Origin of the sequence: Trichococcus patagoniensis, assembly GCF_003051085.1 — a bacterium.
GTDB classification, from domain to species: Bacteria; Bacillota; Bacilli; order Lactobacillales; family Aerococcaceae; genus Trichococcus; species Trichococcus patagoniensis.
This window is the reverse complement of sequence record NZ_QAOM01000029.1, coordinates 1-17,977: the sequence shown is the minus strand read 5'-3', so window position 1 is coordinate 17,977 and position 17,977 is coordinate 1. Positions and strand designations below refer to the sequence as shown.

The 17,977-nt window shown below is 48.6% G+C and carries 18 protein-coding genes and 1 rRNA gene; 6 read left to right on the top strand and 13 right to left on the bottom strand.

Annotated elements, in window-relative coordinates; all coding sequences use genetic code 11:
* Positions 1–466 precede the first annotated feature (466 nt).
* From tsaD to tsaB, 4 genes are read right to left on the bottom strand one after another with little or no spacing between them, the layout of a single operon-like run.
* Positions 467–1,489, bottom strand: a complete 1,023-nt coding sequence (gene tsaD, locus C8U37_RS13840) for a tRNA (adenosine(37)-N6)-threonylcarbamoyltransferase complex transferase subunit TsaD (RefSeq protein ID WP_108033800.1) — start codon at positions 1,487–1,489, stop codon at positions 467–469.
* Positions 1,489–1,989: a ribosomal protein S18-alanine N-acetyltransferase gene (gene rimI / locus C8U37_RS13835; protein ID WP_170100317.1), complete on the bottom strand. Its 501-nt coding sequence runs from the start codon at positions 1,987–1,989 to the stop codon at positions 1,489–1,491. The genes tsaD and rimI (C8U37_RS13835) overlap by 1 nt, the downstream gene beginning before the upstream one ends.
* Positions 1,973–2,602: a ribosomal protein S18-alanine N-acetyltransferase gene (gene rimI / locus C8U37_RS13830; protein ID WP_108033798.1), complete on the bottom strand. Its 630-nt coding sequence runs from the start codon at positions 2,600–2,602 to the stop codon at positions 1,973–1,975. The genes rimI (C8U37_RS13835) and rimI (C8U37_RS13830) overlap by 17 nt, the downstream gene beginning before the upstream one ends.
* The gene (gene tsaB, locus C8U37_RS13825) at positions 2,577–3,311 is read right to left on the bottom strand and encodes a tRNA (adenosine(37)-N6)-threonylcarbamoyltransferase complex dimerization subunit type 1 TsaB (protein ID WP_108033797.1); all 735 of its coding nucleotides are present in this window, start codon (positions 3,309–3,311) and stop codon (positions 2,577–2,579) included. The genes rimI (C8U37_RS13830) and tsaB overlap by 26 nt, the downstream gene beginning before the upstream one ends.
* 213 nt (positions 3,312–3,524) lie before the next feature.
* Here tsaB and C8U37_RS13820 point away from each other — a divergent pair, with 213 nt between their 5' ends.
* A complete protein-coding gene (locus tag C8U37_RS13820) occupies positions 3,525–3,758 on the top strand; it encodes a CsbD family protein (protein ID WP_108033796.1) in 234 nt (77 codons plus the stop codon).
* Positions 3,759–4,027: 269 nt separating this feature from the next.
* Here the strand turns inward: C8U37_RS13820 and C8U37_RS13815 are convergent, their stop codons facing one another.
* Both C8U37_RS13815 and galT read right to left on the bottom strand, forming a co-directional pair.
* Positions 4,028–5,014: a LacI family DNA-binding transcriptional regulator gene (locus tag C8U37_RS13815; protein WP_108033795.1), complete on the bottom strand. Its 987-nt coding sequence runs from the start codon at positions 5,012–5,014 to the stop codon at positions 4,028–4,030.
* A gap of 34 nt (positions 5,015–5,048) precedes the next feature.
* A complete protein-coding gene (gene galT, locus C8U37_RS13810) occupies positions 5,049–6,551 on the bottom strand; it encodes a UDP-glucose--hexose-1-phosphate uridylyltransferase (RefSeq protein WP_108033794.1) in 1,503 nt (500 codons plus the stop codon).
* A 202-nt stretch (positions 6,552–6,753) separates the two neighbouring features.
* Between galT and C8U37_RS13805 the strand changes: the two genes are divergently transcribed.
* From C8U37_RS13805 to C8U37_RS13795, 3 genes are read left to right on the top strand one after another with little or no spacing between them, the layout of a single operon-like run.
* Complete coding sequence (locus C8U37_RS13805) at positions 6,754–7,686, top strand: ring-cleaving dioxygenase (protein WP_211306272.1); 933 nt, start codon at positions 6,754–6,756, stop codon at positions 7,684–7,686.
* 19 nt (positions 7,687–7,705) lie between these two features.
* Positions 7,706–8,314 carry an alpha/beta hydrolase gene (locus C8U37_RS13800; protein WP_108033793.1) on the top strand — a complete coding sequence of 203 codons (609 nt, stop codon included), beginning with the start codon at positions 7,706–7,708 and terminating at the stop codon, positions 8,312–8,314.
* Between the two features lie 31 nt (positions 8,315–8,345).
* Positions 8,346–8,642 carry a DUF896 domain-containing protein gene (locus C8U37_RS13795; RefSeq protein WP_108033792.1) on the top strand — a complete coding sequence of 99 codons (297 nt, stop codon included), beginning with the start codon at positions 8,346–8,348 and terminating at the stop codon, positions 8,640–8,642.
* A 617-nt stretch (positions 8,643–9,259) separates the two neighbouring features.
* Here the strand turns inward: C8U37_RS13795 and proS are convergent.
* The 5 genes from proS to C8U37_RS13770 all read right to left on the bottom strand — a co-directional run bounded on the left by proS (position 9,260) and on the right by C8U37_RS13770 (position 15,372).
* Positions 9,260–10,699: a proline--tRNA ligase gene (gene proS / locus C8U37_RS13790; RefSeq protein WP_108033791.1), complete on the bottom strand. Its 1,440-nt coding sequence runs from the start codon at positions 10,697–10,699 to the stop codon at positions 9,260–9,262.
* Positions 10,700–11,038: 339 nt separating this feature from the next.
* Positions 11,039–11,602 carry a GNAT family N-acetyltransferase gene (locus C8U37_RS13785; RefSeq protein WP_108033790.1) on the bottom strand — a complete coding sequence of 188 codons (564 nt, stop codon included), beginning with the start codon at positions 11,600–11,602 and terminating at the stop codon, positions 11,039–11,041.
* Positions 11,603–11,697: 95 nt separating this feature from the next.
* Entirely contained in the window at positions 11,698–13,059 is a 1,362-nt protein-coding gene (gene fumC / locus C8U37_RS13780) for a class II fumarate hydratase (RefSeq protein ID WP_108033789.1), read from the bottom strand.
* A 51-nt stretch (positions 13,060–13,110) separates the two neighbouring features.
* A complete protein-coding gene (locus tag C8U37_RS13775; protein WP_108033788.1) occupies positions 13,111–14,742 on the bottom strand; it encodes an NAD-dependent malic enzyme in 1,632 nt (543 codons plus the stop codon).
* Between the two features lie 90 nt (positions 14,743–14,832).
* Positions 14,833–15,372 (bottom strand): acyl-CoA thioesterase, encoded by a 540-nt coding sequence (locus C8U37_RS13770; RefSeq protein WP_108033787.1) that lies wholly within the window; start codon positions 15,370–15,372, stop codon positions 14,833–14,835.
* A 180-nt stretch (positions 15,373–15,552) separates the two neighbouring features.
* Between C8U37_RS13770 and C8U37_RS13765 the strand changes: the two genes are divergently transcribed.
* Positions 15,553–15,987, top strand: a complete 435-nt coding sequence (locus tag C8U37_RS13765; RefSeq protein ID WP_108033786.1) for a universal stress protein — start codon at positions 15,553–15,555, stop codon at positions 15,985–15,987.
* 152 nt (positions 15,988–16,139) lie between these two features.
* Here the strand turns inward: C8U37_RS13765 and C8U37_RS13760 are convergent, their stop codons facing one another.
* Positions 16,140–16,997, bottom strand: a complete 858-nt coding sequence (locus tag C8U37_RS13760) for a DUF4352 domain-containing protein (protein WP_108033785.1) — start codon at positions 16,995–16,997, stop codon at positions 16,140–16,142.
* A gap of 203 nt (positions 16,998–17,200) precedes the next feature.
* Between C8U37_RS13760 and C8U37_RS13755 the strand changes: the two genes are divergently transcribed.
* Positions 17,201–17,812 carry a CAP domain-containing protein gene (locus tag C8U37_RS13755; protein WP_170100316.1) on the top strand — a complete coding sequence of 204 codons (612 nt, stop codon included), beginning with the start codon at positions 17,201–17,203 and terminating at the stop codon, positions 17,810–17,812.
* Positions 17,813–17,882: 70 nt separating this feature from the next.
* On the opposite strand, the gene rrf is transcribed toward C8U37_RS13755, so the two are convergent.
* Positions 17,883–17,977 (bottom strand): 5S ribosomal RNA (rrf, locus tag C8U37_RS13750); the annotation flags it as partial.

The following is a 17,977-nucleotide window of genomic DNA, read 5'->3' as shown; positions in this document are numbered from 1 at the left end:
TTCGACAGATAATTTCATAGCTCTTTTAGACATAAAAAAACCCCCTATATAAGACTTGAAATAATTCAATGTCCTATATAGAGGTAGCATACCACAATGAGCCGGTCCCTCTTTTATTTTTTAGCCTTATTCATATATCTGGTCGGGTATTTAGAAGGCTACAGCTAGCGGACACCAGACAGATACGGGATCTCTCGGCGCTCTTCTCCGGCGAACGAAGGCATCGCCGGAGTTCAGGACGCATTCCGTTTCCGTTCTCCGATGAAGAGCTCTTCATCGGAGTTAAGTCCGATTGTTACTGGTTTGCTCCGGTGAGCAGACCGCTCACCGGAGCTGGGGACGAATTTACAAGCACTCCTCCGGTAAGTGGGCGCAAACGCAAATAAGAGGCTATCTCATCACAAGACAGCCTCTTATTTCTGAACATAAATGCAATTCCTAAATACAGCCTCGCTTCTCTTTTTACCTATTCTCCTAAAACCAATCCGGGATGTGCATTCAGATCGTATCCAGCAAAATGTTTCTGTCGGTATTCTGTGTAAGCAGCAGCCCCGATCATCGCCGCATTATCCCCGCAAAGCGACAGCGGCGGAATGACGACCTCAACTTCCGGAAGCTCTTGTGCCATTTTTGCGGACAAAGCCTCACGTAAGCCTCTGTTGGCGGCGACTCCGCCAGCCAGCAGCAGCTGCTTGATATTCTTTTCCTTGGCTGCGCGCAATGTCTTATGCACCAAAACCTCCACGACACTTGCCTGAAAACTGGCAGCCAAGTCGTAAGGATTGATGTCATCCCCTTTTTGGCGCGCATTGTGGACGGTATTGATGACGGAACTTTTCAAACCGCTGAAGCTGAAATCGTAATTGTCCTCTTTGATCATAGCGCGTGGAAAATGCATCGTTTCTTTGCCTTCGTGAGCCATTTCATCCATTTTTTTGCCGCCAGGATAAGGCAAGCCCAAAATGCGGCCGATTTTGTCGTAAGCCTCTCCCGCCGCATCATCCCGCGTTTCGCCGATGATGTCGAAAGAGCCGTCCTTTTCCATATACACCAATTCCGTATGCCCCCCGCTGACAACCAATGACAGCAACGGGTAGCGCATCGGCGTCACCAACTGGTTCGCATAGATATGGCCGGCCATATGGTTGACCGGAATGAGCGGTTTCTGATGCGCAAAAGCCAATGCTTTCGCTGCACTGACGCCGATCAGCAACGAGCCGACCAAGCCTGGGCCATGCGTTACCGCAACCGCATCGATTGCATCGAAAGTGACCTGGGCCTCATGCAATGCCGCTTCAACGATCTGGGTAATCTGCTCGACATGATGACGGCTCGCCACTTCCGGCACGACCCCGCCAAAGCGCATATGGCTTTTGATCTGGGAAGCGACAACATTCGAAAGGACCGTATTTCCATTTTTCACCACAGCTACACTTGTTTCATCGCAACTGCTCTCAATCGCGAGTATGGTCACATCTGTTTCCGTCATCAGCCTTCAGCCTCCTCTTTCTTTTCCGATGTCAGCGCCAATTCCATGATGTAGGCATCCTCTATCGGATTCTGATAATAATTTTTCCTTTTGAATATTTTTGTAAAGCCTATTTTTTTGTATAGGTTGTAGGCAGCCTCATTAGAGACACGGACTTCAAGCCAAAGCCGCTCCATCCCCTTCGTTCGCAGCAAGACGATCATCTCCTGCAATAATTTTGTTCCGATGCCTTTTTCCTGATGATCAGGCGATACCGCAAAATTATTGATCGAAGCCTCATCCACAACCGCCATGCAGCAAATGTAGCCCACCAACTTGTTTTCTTCCATGCAGCCTGTATAAAGGGAATGATTATCCTTGAGTTCAGAAAGGAAAGAAGAAGCTTTCCAACTGGAATGCCCCTCGTTAGCCAGTAATGTAAGTTCGTACAAAGCCTGTGCATGTTGCTCTAACTTGCCTGCGTCCGCCTTCAGGTCGCAGATTTCAAACGTGCGTTGCATGAACATCTTCCTTTTCTTCCGATTGTTTTCCCGATAAGGGCCATACCATCTCCAAAGCGTCTTCGCCATCGCCGTGATAATAGTGCTGCTTGACCCGCTCCGGCAGAAAACCCATTTTCGCGTACAAGTCCTTCGCTCGATGGTTTGAAATCCGCACTTCCAGACTGATGCTGGCGGCCTCTTTTTCGTCCGCAAAATCCTTCAATCTCCGCAATAACAAAGTAGCCGCACCGATCTGCTGGAATTCGGGAACTACCGCCAAATTAGTGATATGGATATCTTTCCCATCCACTCTGACCCCCAAAAAAGCAATGGGCGAATGCCCTTCATACAGAACGTAATACAGCGACTTGGGATTCTGCAGCATATCATTCTCCAACGCTATCCTTCCCCAAGGGGTCGCGCCATTGTAGCTCATCCGTTCGATATAGAGAATATCCGGAATATGCTGTTTCTTGCCGATCATCAATCTGACGGGTAGCTGATTATGCAGCAGATAGGTTTCCTCCTCGGAGGGAACGCACTTGTAAACGAACTTGGAAAGGATGTATGACCGGACATCGGTTTGAATTTCCTTGTACACGGATTTAAATCGATGAATCCACTCTTTCAACGTAGTCTTCCCTCCGATTACTCTGATGCTGTTCTTCCCATTTTTCTTCAGCTTCCGGATTTTTCAAATAGGCTGGCACAAAGGTGTGCGGATCCTCCGCTGTTCCGGATTCCGAAAGTGTCGCCAGAACGCTCGCTCGCGGCAAAGCCTGTGATTCTCCCGCAAACAGAGCGCGTTCCTTGAATAAAGCAACGATACGCTCGCGGTATTTGCTGACATCCTCTCCCACGAACAGATAGGTGCCTTCTTCCGCCAATAAGCGCTGGAACCAATCTTCACTGGCTATATGCGTGTCGGCAATGCGTTCCACCAACAAGTTGTCCTCGAATTGATAAACAGCTGTGTAACAGTTGCCCCGGCGTGCGTCAATCATAGGGACAAGCTTCTGCGCTGCCCCTTCACAATTGCCGGCAATAACTTTCAGACTGGAAACCGGCACTAGCGGAATCGCCAATGTCCATGCCAATGTTTTAGCGATGGTCGCTCCAATCCTGACCCCTGTGTACGACCCCGGACCCTTAGCGACAGCGATGCGTTCCAAATCGGCAGGCTTCCATCCGGCAAGCTGCATGACATGATCGACTGCGGGCATCAACTGGGTGCTGTGCTGAAGATTTCCGTTGGTGGTGACCTCTGCGAGCAAGCGGCCATTTTCGCATACAGCCGCACTCATGGTCTGGTTTGAGGATTCAATGGCTAATGTTTTCATCTATAATAGCCTCCTTTCACTGATTATTCTGCTCATCTAGTATAGCATTTAATCAAAGCGATAAAAAGCATCCATCCTTCCAAATACTTTCCGAATGACGCTGGATGCCCCAGTCGGAATCAAGGGTTATTGCTTGATTTTGATACCAGATAAGTTAAAATAGGTTATAGTAAGCGTAACCAAAAAGTGTGACATCAAAAAGGAGGAGACATCATGGATTCAAATTTGGGCGATAAAGCAAAAGGCATGAAGGACAAAGTGGTCGGCAAAATCAAAGAAGAATACGGCGACTTGGTGGATGACTCAGGCAAAGAATTGGAAGGTAAACTCCAACAAGCACGCGGCGAAGCAATACAAAAAAAAGCTGAAGTCGAAGAAGATCTCCATGACAAAGCCGATGATTTAGTTGACAAGGCAAATGATAAAATCGATGATTGGAAAAAATAAAATTCATTTTTGATGGAACGGGAAGAGGCCACCTCACATGAGGCAGCCTCTTCTTCTTTCTTGTTTTGGCCACTGGCCGGAGGAGCACGGCGGAAACGGTGTTCAACTCCGGTGAGGCTTCCACCCACCGGAGAACACCGGTAAAATCGGATTTAACTCCGATGAAGCCGCCGTCATCGGAGAACAGAAGCAGAATATGGCCCGAACTCCGGCGAAGCCTCCGCTCGCCGGAGTTCCGGAGTTCCGGTTAGCGGCCAGCTTTGACAAAATCACTTTGTCGACGCGCGCTTGATCCATTCCGTGGACAAGCTGATCTTCTTTGCAATTTTCCGCGGATAGGCGATGCGGTCCAGCAATAAGGATACACCTGTGTTGCCCATCTCGCGTGTATCGACACGGATGGTCGACAAAGTCGGATAGACGTATTTGGCAACCTTGCTGTCGTTGAATCCGACTACCGAAATTTGATCAGGTACCGCAATATCCGCTTCCTGCAAAGCACGCAAGGCTCCTATCGCAATCGCATCGTTTTCGGCAAACAGGAACGTCGGAAGCTGTTCCCGGTTTTCGTTGAGCAGCTGATTCATCATCTCGTATCCCGAGGTAGTGCTGAAGCTCCCGCTGCGGTGATACTTATCCCGGTACCAGCCTCGCTTGCGCAGTTCAGCAAGAAACAGCTCCGAGCGCAAATCGCGGACCAGCATTTCTTTGTCGTTCGTCAGTTCCTTGCCTTCCAAAAAGCCGATTTTGGTATGCTCGCCTCTGTCCATTTCAGCAATGACTTGTTCCATCGCAGATGCAAAATCGACAATGACGCAATCCTGTTTCCATTTGAATTGATCCGAGTCGATAAAGCACAACGGCTTCCCGAAATCCATCAGCCGTTGGACTTGACGCTCTCCAAACTTACCGATTGCGACAATGCCGATGACGTCCTTTTCGATATCGAATGTCACATCATGGAAAACGCGCACGACATTATACCCTTCAGCTTCGGCGCGTTCTTCGGCCCCTAGACGGATCCCTTGATAGTAGAGGTCATCCAACTCTTCTTCTTGGGTGTACCATTGCAGCAACAGGATTTTTTCCCTGCTTTTCTTTTTTTTCGTTTTGGTATAATTCAGCTCTTTCGCGGCTGCGAAGATCCGATCTTTCGTTTCCTTGCCGACAGAAAGCGTCTCATCGTGGTTCAGCACGCGCGAAACTGTCGCAGTCGAGACGCCTGCCCTTTCGGCGATGTCCTTCATGGTCGCCATACTTACTCCACCTCCGTCGTTCTTCTATGTATTTTCATTTCTGATTTTCAAGTGTGCTCAAAAAGCGATCCAAGCCGGCTTGCCCTTTCGCTGTTTGCTTATACACGCCTGCATCTTCGATTACGCGTAGGAATTTTTTACCGACCGCCTCATGGATCATTTCCATGACGGAATCTGCTTCAAAAGGCCCTTGCTGCTTCAGTTCTTCGGCCCACTCCCGATGGCAGGAGGCAACGTCACCGGTTTTCCCCAACAGATAATCGGCAACTTCATTGAGCTCCGTATCCAATCGGGGCGGCAGGATGGCCAAGCCGAGCACTTCGATCAAGCCGATGTTTTCTTTTTTGATGTGCTGGACATCCTGATGCGGATGGAAGATGCCGTCTGGGAACGCTTCGGTTGTCCGGTTATTCCGCAACACCACATCCAATTCGTAGGCTTCTCCGACACGGCGCGCAATGAGCGTCACCGCATTATGGCGCATGCCTGCCGATTCCGCTAAGATTTCGGCTTGCGGATCGCTGTAGCTTTGCCATGCTTCCATAATGGCGCATGCAGCGGCAGCGACTACATCCCTATCCTCTGAACGGAGACGAATGACCGAAAGCGGCCAAAAGAGTACTTCAGCTTCGACTTCCGGGAAACCTTCCAGCGCCAAGGTCCGGAGCACTTGGGCAGCCTCCATCGGAAAATGGTGGCGCCCGCCTTGGTAATGTTCATGACTGAGGATCGAACCTCCGACTATCGGCAAGCCCGCGTTGGAACCGATGAAATAGTGTGGGAAGACCGTCACGATCTCCAACAGGTTCGCGATTGTCTCTTCCGTGACATTCATGGGCACATGTTCTTCGGAAAGGATGATGCAGTGCTCGTTGTAGTAGGAATAAGGCGAATACTGAAAGCCCCAGTTTTCCCCGAACAAAGGAACCCGCACAATCCGATGGTTGCTTCTTGCTGCCGCACCGGCTCTCCCTTTGTATCCTTCATTTTCCATGCAGAGCGCACAGACAGGATAGTTGCCGCCTTCCGATTGACGCGCAGCTTCCATCTGTTGGCGCGTCTTCTCGGGCTTGGAAAGGTTAATCGTGATCTCAAGCTTGCCGTATTTGGAATCGATCGAAAAATGTTTGTTTTTTGCGATTTTCCTGGTCTTGATGTAGTCATTGTCCTGACTCAAACGATAGAACTCATCGGTGGCCCGCATCGGTGCTTCTTCATAATGCATCCAGAAACGTTTGTTCACTTCCGAAGGCAACGGTGTGATCAGTTCCATGATTTGCGCTTCCATGATTTCGATTTCTTCGGGAAAATCAGCAATCAGTCGTTTTGCAACTGCATAGCCGATCATCCGATCCAGTGAGTCCAGCAAATTGGGCAAAGGAATGGAAGGTATTTTTTGAACATCATAAGCGTCTATTCCTAACAGACCCAATAGGTGGTTGATGGCGTATCGCTCATCCAGGCTATGGATGCGATGGGCCGCAATGCCTTTACTGACAAAATCCCGTATGACTTGATCGATGCTGCTATCCTGCAAATTTACCCCTCATTCCTCTGTTGTTGTAGGTTTAATTATAGCATATGCGCTCCGGTAAATTTTACTGCTATCTTAACTTTTTATTTACCAGCGACCCCACGCTTACTATTTGACAGCACGAATCTGTCGTGTTATTATTATTTCGAATTCGAGATAATATATTTACTGAAACCAAAATCATTCAAAAGGAGTGTGTTTTATAATGAAGAAAACAGCAGGGATCCATCATATTACAGCTATCGTGGGTCATCCACAGGAAAACGTCGATTTTTATGCCGGCGTGCTCGGAATGCGCATGATCAAACAGACCGTCAACTTCGACGATCCGGAAACCTATCATCTTTACTTCGGCAATGCGGATGGGGAACCCGGGACCATCATCACGTTCTTCCCGTGGGCCAAATCCCGCCAAGGCAGCATCGGCGATGGCCAGGTCGGCATCACCGCTTATGCGGTTCCGGCTGGATCCCTGCCATTCTGGGAAAAACGTCTGTCCGATTACAACGTGCCGTACGATAAGACGGCCCGTTTCGGGGAAACGTATCTGGATTTTGATGATCCGCATGGTCTGCATCTGGAATTGGTGGAACGTGAAGACGGAAAAAATAACCCGTATTCCTTCAACGGCGTCCCCTCAGAATATGCCATCAAAGGTTTTGCGGGAGTTGTCCTGTTGACGGGAGCGCCCGAGGAAACTGCAGCTGTCGTCGAAAAAGTGATGGGATTGGAACGCATCGCCCAGGAAGATGACCTGATCCGTTTCCGTTCCGAAGCTGACCTCGCCAATACCGTCGATATCAAGATGACTTCAATCGGCGCCGGCGTGATGGGTGTCGGAACCGTCCATCATATCGCATGGCGCGCCAAAGATGAAGCGGATCATCTGGATTGGCTGAAGCACGTCACCGCCCTTGGACAACACCCCACGCCCGTCCGGGACCGCAATTATTTCAAAGCCCTCTACTTCAGGGAAAAGGGCGGCATCCTTTTCGAAATCGCTTCGGACACACCTGGGTTCGCTATCGATGAGCCGCGCGAAACGATGGGCCAGAAATTGATGTTGCCGCCGCAGTACGAAGACAGACGCGACGAACTGACGGCAGGACTCATTCCGTTTGAAGTCCGCAACGTATAAATAGAGAGGATTGATTTAAATGAATCATCAACATATTTTCAAACAAGGGAACCCGGAAAGACCGTTGCTGCTGTTATTGCATGGCACAGGCGGAACCGAACACGATCTGTTTTTCCTCGGAGAGGCGATTGATCCGGAAGCCTCCCTGCTGGGTGTGCGCGGAAACGTGACCGAATCCGGCATGAACCGCTATTTCCGCCGTTTGACAGAAGGTGTATTCGACGAAAACGACTTGGATTACCGCACGAAAGAATTGATTGCGTTCCTGGATGATGCTTCGGCAGAGTACGGCTTTGACCGGAATAACATCGTAGCGATCGGATACTCAAATGGTGCAAATATAGCCGGGAGTATGATATACTCTTTCAAAGATGCGGTCAAAGGGGCCATCCTTCATCATCCGATGGTACCGTTCCGCAATCGTCAATTGCCTGATCTGCATTCCCTTCCTGTCTTTATCGGTGCGGGCACAAATGATCCGCTTTGCGCACCGGGAGAAAGTACGGAATTGAAGGCAACACTGGAAGGAGCCGGCAGTGATGTATCCATTTATTGGGGAAACGCTGGACACTCACTGACGAATGAAGAGGTTGTTGCAGCGAAAGCTTGGTACAACAAACACTTCTGAGATCTCCTTCGACATGAGAGGAGAAACATAAATGGAAAAACTATTAAACAGAATCAATGAATTGGCCCGCAAAGCCAAAACGCCGGGCGGTCTGACCGAAACCGAAAAAATCGAGCAGCAACAACTGCGTCAAACCTACATTAAATCGTTCCGCAGTTCTTTTGACGACATCCTTTTGAATTCAAAAGTTGTCGATCCCGAAGGAAATGACATTACGCCGAAGAAACTGGTCGAAGCTCAAAAAGACAAACGCCGAACTGAAGTGAAAAATATTTTGGGCGGGAACAAAATCGTGCACCTGCACCCAGAGGATGCCGACAAGAAATAGCTATTAAAAAGAGAGGCCATCCCATAATAAAATGAGATGGCTTCTTTGTGGTTCAGTGGTATGGGGATTTGATCCTGGGTTCAATTTCTGAGCATAAATTCCATTGCCAGATAAAATCAAAGGGGTGTATAAAAACTAGAATGGTATTTTCTAGTTTTTATACACCCCTTCTTTTTGTGCCCATTTTTCGATGGCGCGGGTATAGGCTTGTCGCTTCGGCATGCCCCGGACGCAACTGAAGATGTTGTTCGCCGGAGGAAAGCTGGGACAGCGCCATCCAGCTCCGGTGAGGATCCCTTCACCGGAGAACACCGGTAATTTCCGGCCGCTTCTCCGATGAAGCTCCCCTAACCGGAGAACGGATGCTAAATGCTGGCCGAACTCCGGCGAAGCCTCCGTTCACCGGAGGACGGGATTTGTATCCTTGTAATCGAACTCTGAATCCCAGAAATCTGTGCCTAAGCTGACATTACGTCACGGTCAAAAAGCGGCCGTTCTCGTAATGTCCTCTTAGTGCTCGATTTCTAGAGCGGGATTTGTCATGGCTCTTGCGATTTTAATCGCTTAGAGACATGATACACTTGACCGTTCACGGTCACAGTGCATCCTCCATTCTCTTAATATGCTCTGGCCAACCAGACGGTGTGTTTGGCTGGTTTGCCTGATACGATACAGGTTGTTTTTTCGACTGGCGGGTTGAAAGGCATATTGCGGGTCGTGAAGCCAGTTTCTTCCTTGATTTTCGCTTCCGTTTCAAGTTCGCCGTCCCATCCTGCCAATACGAATCCAGGCACTTCGCCGGCTGCTTTCTTCGCTTCGATATGTGCTTTCAGTTCGTCCAACGTATCGATATTTGTGTATTCATTGGCTTTGCGGTTTTCGCGGGCCGTTTCCAACAGACGGACTTGCATGTCATCCAATGCTTTTGGCACGAAGGTCATAATCTCATCCAAGGATACAGCCACTTTGTCGGAAAGGTCACGCATTTTCACCATTACTTGGTTGTTTTCCATATCGCGCGGTCCGAATTCGATGCGCATCGGTACGCCCTTCAGTTCCCACTCATTGAATTTGAATCCAGGCGAATTATCGCTGTCATCCAAGAGAACGCGGATACCAGCCGACTTCAATTCTGATTGCAATACTTCCAGACGTTCCACGATTTCAGGTTTCTTCTTCCATGGGCCAACCGGCATCAAGACAACTTGTTTCGCTGCGACTTTAGGAGGCAAGACCAATCCTTGGTCGTCGCCGTGGACCATGATCACCGCACCGATTAAACGGGTGGAGACGCCCCAAGAAGTAGTATGCGCATAAACGTGCTCGTTATCGCGGTTCAAATATTTGATGTCGAATGCTTCCGCGAATTTTGTGCCCATATAGTGGGAAGTGCCGGCTTGGACTGCTTTTCCGTCTTTCATCATCGCTTCTACAGAGAATGTATCAACCGCACCTGCGAAACGTTCTGAAGGCGTTTTTTGCCCTTCGTAGACAGGCACTGCCAACAAACCTTCGATGACTTCTTTGTAGACTTGCAGCATACGCATGGTGCGACGGCGCGCATCTTCTTCATCGGAATGGGCAGTATGCCCTTCTTGCCAAAGGAATTCGGAAGTACGCAAAAACGGCAATGTTTTCTTTTCCCAACGGAATACGTTAGCCCATTGGTTGATTTCCATCGGCAGATCGCGGTAAGAATTGATCCAGTCACCGAAAGCCGTACCGATCATCGTTTCCGATGTTGGACGCAATGCCAAACGTTCTTCCAATTTTTCGCCGGCAGCTTCCGTTACCCATGGCAGTTCCGGGCTGAAGCCTTCGATATGGTCTTTTTCTTTTGTGAAGAATGATTCTGGAATCAGCATCGGGAAGTAGGCGTTGCGGATGCCTTCCTCTTTGAAACGTGCGTTGAATTCTTCCTGGATATGTTCCCAAATTTCATAGCTGTCCGGTTTAAAAATGATGCAGCCACGTACAGGTGAATAATCCATCAGATCAGCTTGTTTGATGGTTTGGATATACCATGCTGAAAAATCTTCTTTTTGTAAGGTACTCATGTTTTTCCTCCTGATTTTAAAATATTTTTTCTATTTGATTGCAAAAAAATAAGCATAATCCATCCTTAACAAGGACGAAATATACTTTCCTGATGTATTTCCGCGGTACCACCTTCATTGGCCTTCATTATTGGCGAAAGCCCAACTCGACATCTGGTAACGGCAGAAAACCGGCCATATTTCTATGGCTATTTGTCAGGTAGGTTCAACGAATCAGTGGGGGTCCCTCTTCCAGCCTAGGAAAGACTCTCTTTGCCCATCATCCATCTACTGTTCCTTACATTCAATCATAATCATTGTATGAGAAAAGTTCCGAAATAGCAAATGCTTTTTTATCGTTCAGACTTCGCTGGCCTGTAGGAGATACTCTTCATTCAAAATCCCGTAATAAGCCATATCGCAGCTGCGCCCTTTGAAGACTTTATGCCTGCGCAATACGCCTTCCGGCTGCATCCCGAGCCGCTTCATCACTTCGCCCGATGCCGGGTTCAGGATATCATGCATCGCAAAGACTTTTTCCATTCCCAAAACTTCAAAAGCCAACGCCGTGACAAGCTTTCCTGCTTCGGTCATATAGCCGTTTCCGCGGTAATCCTTGTTCAGTGTATAGCCTATTTCCGCAATGCGGTCATTCATATTCGGACGGATATCGATCGTACCGATCATTTTTTTGGTATGCTTCACTACAAGCGCATACTTTCCCGCAGGCGCCGCCATGAAGTAATTCGCGATGGCCTCTTCCGTCATCGCCCGATCGCGATGCGTTTCGAAGACAAAACGGGTCGTTTCTTCATCGGAAGCATACTCGAACATATCCGCAGCATCCACCAAACCAACCGGACGCAGCAAAATCCGTTCGCCTTCCAAAATGCTGTGCTTCATCAATTCCAAGGTAATATCCATGAATCAATCTCCTCTTTTCGATTTGTTTCAAAACAATAGACGACAAAAACGGATCGACTGGACTTGCCTGCCGATCCGAACTTCGTCGGAAAAAATTATACCATCTTCATCGGGTCCACGTACTTATCGAACTCTTCAGCAGTGACATGTCCCATCGCGACAGCCGCCTCCTTCAGGGAAGTGCCGTCCACGAAAGCCTTCTGGGCGATTTTGGCTGCCTTCTCGTAGCCGATGTACGGGTTCAACGCAGTCACCAGCATCAAGGAATTGGTCAGGTTATGGTTGATTTTTTCTTGTTCCGCCTTGATTCCGCTCGCGCAGTTTTCATCAAAGCTGATCAGCGCATCCGCAAGCAGCCGGACAGATTGCATGAAGCTGTTCACGATGAGCGGCATATAGGTGTTCAGCTGGAAAGACCCTTGCGAAGCCGCAAAGCCGATGGCGCTGTCGTTGCCCATCACTTGGATGCAGGCCATCGTCACAGCTTCGGATTGGGTCGGATTGACTTTTCCGGGCATGATCGAACTTCCCGGCTCATTCATCGGGATGCTGATTTCGCCGATTCCGCTTCTTGGGCCGCTTGCCAGCCAACGGACATCATTTGCAATTTTGTAGAAATTGGCCGCCAATGCTTTGACTGCCCCGTGCGTATGCACGAAAGCATCTTTGCTTGTCAGCGCATGGAATTTGTTTTCGGCACCGACGAAGGGCTCGCCCGTGCGTTCCGCAACCTTCTCGATTGTTTTCTGGATGAAGATCGGATCGGCGTTCAGGCCCGTTCCGACCGCTGTCCCGCCTAATGCGATTTGTCGCATGTATTTCAAGGAGTCGTCGATCATGGACTTGGTTTCTTCAAGCATGACGCGCCATGCGCTGATTTCTTGGCCTAATGTCAACGGCGTCGCATCCTGCAGATGGGTACGGCCCAATTTGACGATTGCCGCATTTTCCTGCTCCAAGCGGGTCAGTGTGCCGATTAATTGCTCAATTGCCGGATACAATTTGTTTTTTATGTACAGCACACCGGCGATGTGCATGGCAGCCGGGAATGTATCATTCGAGCTCTGGCCCTTGTTCACGTGATCGTTGGGATGGATGCCGCCGTCGACAAGCTGGTTGCCTCGGTTCGCCAACACTTCATTCACGTTCATGTTGGATTGCGTGCCGCTTCCGGTCTGCCAAACGGACAACGGAAATTGATCGTCCCACTTTCCTTCAAGTACTTCATCAGCCGCCAAAAGGATGCCCTTTGCCACGGTCTCGTCCAACAAACCGACTTCATGGTTTGATGCTGCGGCAGCCCGCTTGATTTCGACCAATGCGTAGATGACTTCCATCGGAATCTTTTCGATTCCGATCTTGAAGTTTTCCAGACTGCGCTGTGTCTGTGCACCCCATAATTTATCCGCTGCTACTTTTACTTCCCCTAATGAGTCATGTTCAATCCGATATTCCATTCATCCCGTTCCTTCCTGTCGTTTCTTCCGTTTTTGAACGTGCTTTTTGTTCTAATATTCTGCTTTCCAGACGGCAGCTTCGACAGCTTCCATCGGGTCCGATATTTCAACACCATTTACGCCATCTTCGATGGCTGCTTGGATGACTGCTGCCGCAACCAATTTAGAGGCTTCGCGCAACTGGGAAACCGGCGGCAAAATCGCTGCTCCCGCTTCCTCCAAGTTCTGTAGGGAAGTGATGCCGTGCGCTGCAGCGGACAGCATTCTGTCCGTCACTGTCTTCGCTTTGGCAACGACGATCCCAAAACCTAAACCCGGATACAATAAGGCGTTATTCGCCTGGCCGATTTTATAGTCCACGCCATTGTATGCGATCGGATCGGATGGGCTGCCGGTGACGACCAACGCTCTTCCCTCAGACCATGCAATTACATCCGAAGCCTTTGCTTCGCATAATCTAGTCGGATTGGAGATCGGCATGATTGCCGGACGTTCATTGTATGCTGCCATCTTCTGGACGACTGCTTCCGTAAAGGCACCGGCTTGGCCTGATGTCCCAATCAGCACGGTCGGTTTGACGGCATCGATGATTTCAGCCAAATCGGTCAGCTGTGTAGGGAATTCTTCCGCTGCGCGCGCATATTTTTGTTGGCCAGGCGTAAGATCTGCCATGTCAGCGGTGACCAAACCATAGCGATCGACCATGAAGAACTGTTTGCGGGCCTCTTCGTCGTCGGCCCCTTGCAGCAGCATTTCCATAAGGATTTGGTCGGAAACACCGACACCGGCAGTTCCGCCTCCGAAAACAAGGATTTTATGTTCGGTGATCGGTTTGGCTGTGATCCGCACAACCGAATCCATCGCTGCGGACATCATCACCCCGGTCCCCTGGATGTCATCATTGAATGTGCAGATTTTATCGCGGTACTGTTCCAATATATTGGCGGCGTTGTCTCGGCCGAAATCTTCCCAGTGGAACAGGACATCCGGGAACAGCGCGGAAGCCTCTTCAACGAACGTCTCGATGAACGGATAATAGGCTTCTCCGGTCACTCGTTTGTGTTTGTTGCCGAGATATAACGGATCTTCCAGCAGCTGCTCATTGTTTGTTCCCGCATCGATGACGATCGGCAACACCTGTTTCGGATTCAAGCCGGATGCAACGGTGTAGACAGCCAGTTTACCGACAGAGATGGCGATGCCCTGGATGCCCCAATCGCCGATACCCAACACACCTTCGCCATCCGTAATGACCATCATTTTGATTTCTTCATCCATCCCTTTGCTGCCGTTCAGCAAGGCGCTACGGATAGCTTCCGGGCGATTCACATCCAAATAGACCGCATCCTGGGGAATCTGGTAATCCCGCGAATAATTCATGACTGTGTCAGCGATGGTCGGCGTATAGATGACCGGCAACAACTCCGTTACATGCTTCCCGATGACATGGTAAAAAAGGACACGGTTTTGGGCATAGATATTCATCAGATGCTTTTGTTTCGAATAGGCATCGCTCAGTTGGCCTAATTGCGCATAGATAATCGCTTCCTGCTCTTCCAATGTACGGACTGCAGTCGGCAATAAACCTTCCAATCCCAATGTTGCCCGTTCTTCCAAAGTGAATGCGGTCCCTTTGTTTAAAAATGGGTTCTGCAATAGATCTTTTCCGTTAGTTTTCGACACGTTGACACACTCCTGCTTCATCATTTGTATTTATTTACTTCCGTTTTTGGCCGAAATCAAGTCTCGCCGCGCTAGTTCTTCTTGTAAAAGCTAGTCCGCCCAAGGGATCTCAATCGTGAGGTGCTCATGCAGCTCTTTTTGGTAGTCCAGATCGGCTCTCCGCTTTTGCCGTCTCTCTTCATAGCCGCTGTTGATGAATTTTTCTTCGACCGTTTCCGGTACGATTTTCGGAAGACAGACTTTATCCCCATTTTCATCAGGAAGCGCCACAAAGGTCAAAAAGCAGGTAGCCGCCAAGTAACGTTCACCCGTCCGAAGATTTTCCCCGGTCACTTTTGTGAAGATTTCCATGGACGTCTTTCCTGCTCCGGACACAAACGTATCGATGCAGACTGAGTGTCCTGTAGGAAGCGGCTTGATGAAGTTCAATGTGTCCACCGATGCGGTCACATTGGTCGTACGACCGAAACGTTCTCCAGAAATTGCCGCACAATCATCGATCATACTCATCAGCTTTCCTCCGAACAAAGTACCGTGGTAATTTGAATCGAATGGAAAGACATGATGTGTCTGAATCACCTTCGTCTGCCTGCAAAATCTTATCTCCCGTTCTTGATTCGCTTCCGCCATTCGTTCTTCATCCCTTTCTTTTTCGTAAACTTATTTTAGCATGCTTCATTTGTTTTTAATAGTTATGCCAAATAATTCTCATTTTTGTCACCTCTTCCCGGCTTCCTTTTCAAACCATGTTGTTGTAGAATGAGTGTAGGAAGCGTTTTCTGAACAAAATCAAAAAAGGAGCGGGTAGAAATGTTAGCAGAATACAAAAATATTTTGGTTCCCGTTGACGGTTCAGGTCAGTCAGAAGATTCGTTCAAAAAAGCTGTTGCCATTGCCAAACGCAATAACGCCGCGTTACATATTATCTTTGTCAAGGACACACGCAATGTTCCTCTTAGCCCTGAATATGAATCCAGATTAACGGAAGCATACAAGGATATGGAATTTGAATTCCTGGATGAAATGATGACATTCGCCACCAATGAAGGCATTGAAATCAAAAAATCTGTAACCAATGGTAACCCAATGACACTGATCGCTGAAGCATTTCCAAAAGAATACAACATCGATCTTATCGTCATCGGAGCGACCGGCAAAGGTGCGATCACCAGGGCTTTTGTTGGATCGGTCTCTAACTATGTGGTCCGTCATGCACCGTGTGATGTTTTGGTTGTCCGTACCTAAAAGTAGCGCACAATTTTTGCAGCCGTACCTCAGAAAACGTACGAACAGCCTTGCACAGCTTTCGCTGTACAAGGCTGTTTCCTTTTATCCATTATTTAGCAACAGCGCCGTACCCGACAAATTCCCGTAGTTTTTCGAAATCTTTTAGTCAGCTAGATATCATTGACTGTCCCGTCCGCTTCCTCGCTGTCGATCCAAGCGCCATCAAAAAATTGGATGGCATACGGCCCTTCACTGGTGATGTCAAAATAAACCTTATCTGTGAAGGACTCCCCGGGCGCCACAGTATGTAGCCAGAAATGGGTATAGCGCAAAGGCAGGTTTTTCCCCTCGGCATCAAGTGCCGAAAAGTAGTTGGGTGCGATATACGTATCGACGCTGCCGTTGTTGACATATTGTATTTCCACTTCCAATAGTTTTTCTCCAAGCGGGTTGAGCTCCTCCAGCGCATCTATTTCCCGGATTTCCGTTACCGTTACCAATTCATTTATCCCGGAATCGTCGCTCAAAAAGTTTTGCGCTTCCCCCTCATTGACAGTATAAGCAGGCGGAGTTATCGTTGGGTTCTCATTTGGCATAAAAGTTATGGTGACATAACTTTCAGGAGCAAGATCAGCCAGTTCGATTCCGGTATCGCCATAGATGACGGATGTATCCGTCGTGAAGGTAATTTCTGTTTCTACACTAGGTCCTTGATAAGGATAATCAAACTCCCACACGTTGTTCGTCTCTCGGTAGTCGACAGCCGTTCCTTCGATGATGGTCGTCACTTGATCATACCCTTCAGCGCTACCTTCTAACGCAAAATAGTTATATTTGTCGCCTCTGGTGATTCCGTCCCTTACACCGCTTGAAAAAAGAATCGTTTTAGTTATATTTTCCTCAGCCTCGGCAGCAATAGTAGATTCTTCGCTCACCAAAGAATCTGAGGTTGCACTTTCAGTTTCGTTTTGGCACGCAGCAAAGACACCGACACAGGCAACAAGCAACCATCCAAACCTTTTGTTCATAGGAATTCCCCCTTCAGCAATCCGCACAACAGGTTTCCATCTTTCGATTCTTACCCCCATTTTAGCAAATTACCGATCAAAAAACGAATCCCAGACTTTCTTCAGGACATTGTGCGGAGAATTGACTATAATGGGAACATACTTGAATCTACTGGATATTTTCCGGTAACAAACTATTTAAAAATATGAAAGGAGCGGTGCGGATGCGAATCATTAGAGGCCTGCTGTTCACTGGCATAGCAGCGTTGTTGGTCGGATACGGAATAAACCGTAATGCTTTGAACGAAAAATTCCCGTTCCTCGAGCAAGTAGTCCAAACGGATGTGGCTGAGAAAATTCAAGTGCTGACAAGCCCTGAAGGCGTCGACCTGCTCATAGCGCCCTTCACCCGACCTGATGAAATCGACTATACCCTAGTGGAAGATAAAATCATGGTTTTGCTGAATGAGCTTCGCCTTGAGCAAGGCTTGCTTCCCCTTACCAAAAATGAAACCCTTAAAGCGGCGGCCGATTATCGGGCCGTTGAAACCAAGACATCATTTTCGCACACCCGGCCGGATGGAACCGATTTTTACACGGTTATCCTGACCGATGATTACTCGTACCCTTATCAAATAGTCGGAGAAAATCTGGCAATGGCGACCTATTTCAAGGACGAAGAAGGTATGGCCGAATTTTTGTTCGATGGATGGGTGGAAAGTGAAGGGCATTACGCGAATATGATTCATCCCGATTTCCTGGAGGTAGGCATCGGCGTCCATTATGACGGGGAATTTCTTTACGCTGTGCAGCTGTTCGGGAAACAAAATCAATAACTGGGATTAATCTGAAAAAACGCAAAAAAAAGCAAGCATCAGGGATAACCTGCATGCTTGCTTTTCGTTTGCGCGGCAACGTCCTACTCTCACAAAGGGAAACCCTTCACTACAATCGGCGCTAAGAAGCTTAACTTCTGTGTTCGAGATGGGAACAGGTGTGAC

Excerpts from the sequence above, each read along its gene's own strand:
- tsaD (WP_108033800.1), bottom strand. The coding sequence starts at position 1,489 with ATGACGGAAACAGATGTGACCATACTCGCGATTGAGAGCAGTTGCGAT.
- rimI (WP_170100317.1), bottom strand. The coding sequence starts at position 1,989 with ATGCAACGCACGTTTGAAATCTGCGACCTGAAGGCGGACGCAGGCAAG.
- tsaB (WP_108033797.1), bottom strand. The coding sequence starts at position 3,311 with ATGAAAACATTAGCCATTGAATCCTCAAACCAGACCATGAGTGCGGCT.
- C8U37_RS13820 (WP_108033796.1), top strand. The coding sequence starts at position 3,525 with ATGGATTCAAATTTGGGCGATAAAGCAAAAGGCATGAAGGACAAAGTG.
- C8U37_RS13815 (WP_108033795.1), bottom strand. The coding sequence starts at position 5,014 with ATGGCGACCATGAAGGACATCGCCGAAAGGGCAGGCGTCTCGACTGCG.
- C8U37_RS13805 (WP_211306272.1), top strand. The coding sequence starts at position 6,754 with ATGAAGAAAACAGCAGGGATCCATCATATTACAGCTATCGTGGGTCAT.
- C8U37_RS13800 (WP_108033793.1), top strand. The coding sequence starts at position 7,706 with ATGAATCATCAACATATTTTCAAACAAGGGAACCCGGAAAGACCGTTG.
- C8U37_RS13795 (WP_108033792.1), top strand. The coding sequence starts at position 8,346 with ATGGAAAAACTATTAAACAGAATCAATGAATTGGCCCGCAAAGCCAAA.
- proS (WP_108033791.1), bottom strand. The coding sequence starts at position 10,699 with ATGAGTACCTTACAAAAAGAAGATTTTTCAGCATGGTATATCCAAACC.
- C8U37_RS13785 (WP_108033790.1), bottom strand. The coding sequence starts at position 11,602 with ATGGATATTACCTTGGAATTGATGAAGCACAGCATTTTGGAAGGCGAA.
- fumC (WP_108033789.1), bottom strand. The coding sequence starts at position 13,059 with ATGGAATATCGGATTGAACATGACTCATTAGGGGAAGTAAAAGTAGCA.
- C8U37_RS13770 (WP_108033787.1), bottom strand. The coding sequence starts at position 15,372 with ATGGCGGAAGCGAATCAAGAACGGGAGATAAGATTTTGCAGGCAGACG.
- C8U37_RS13765 (WP_108033786.1), top strand. The coding sequence starts at position 15,553 with ATGTTAGCAGAATACAAAAATATTTTGGTTCCCGTTGACGGTTCAGGT.
- C8U37_RS13760 (WP_108033785.1), bottom strand. The coding sequence starts at position 16,997 with ATGAACAAAAGGTTTGGATGGTTGCTTGTTGCCTGTGTCGGTGTCTTT.
- C8U37_RS13755 (WP_170100316.1), top strand. The coding sequence starts at position 17,201 with ATGCGAATCATTAGAGGCCTGCTGTTCACTGGCATAGCAGCGTTGTTG.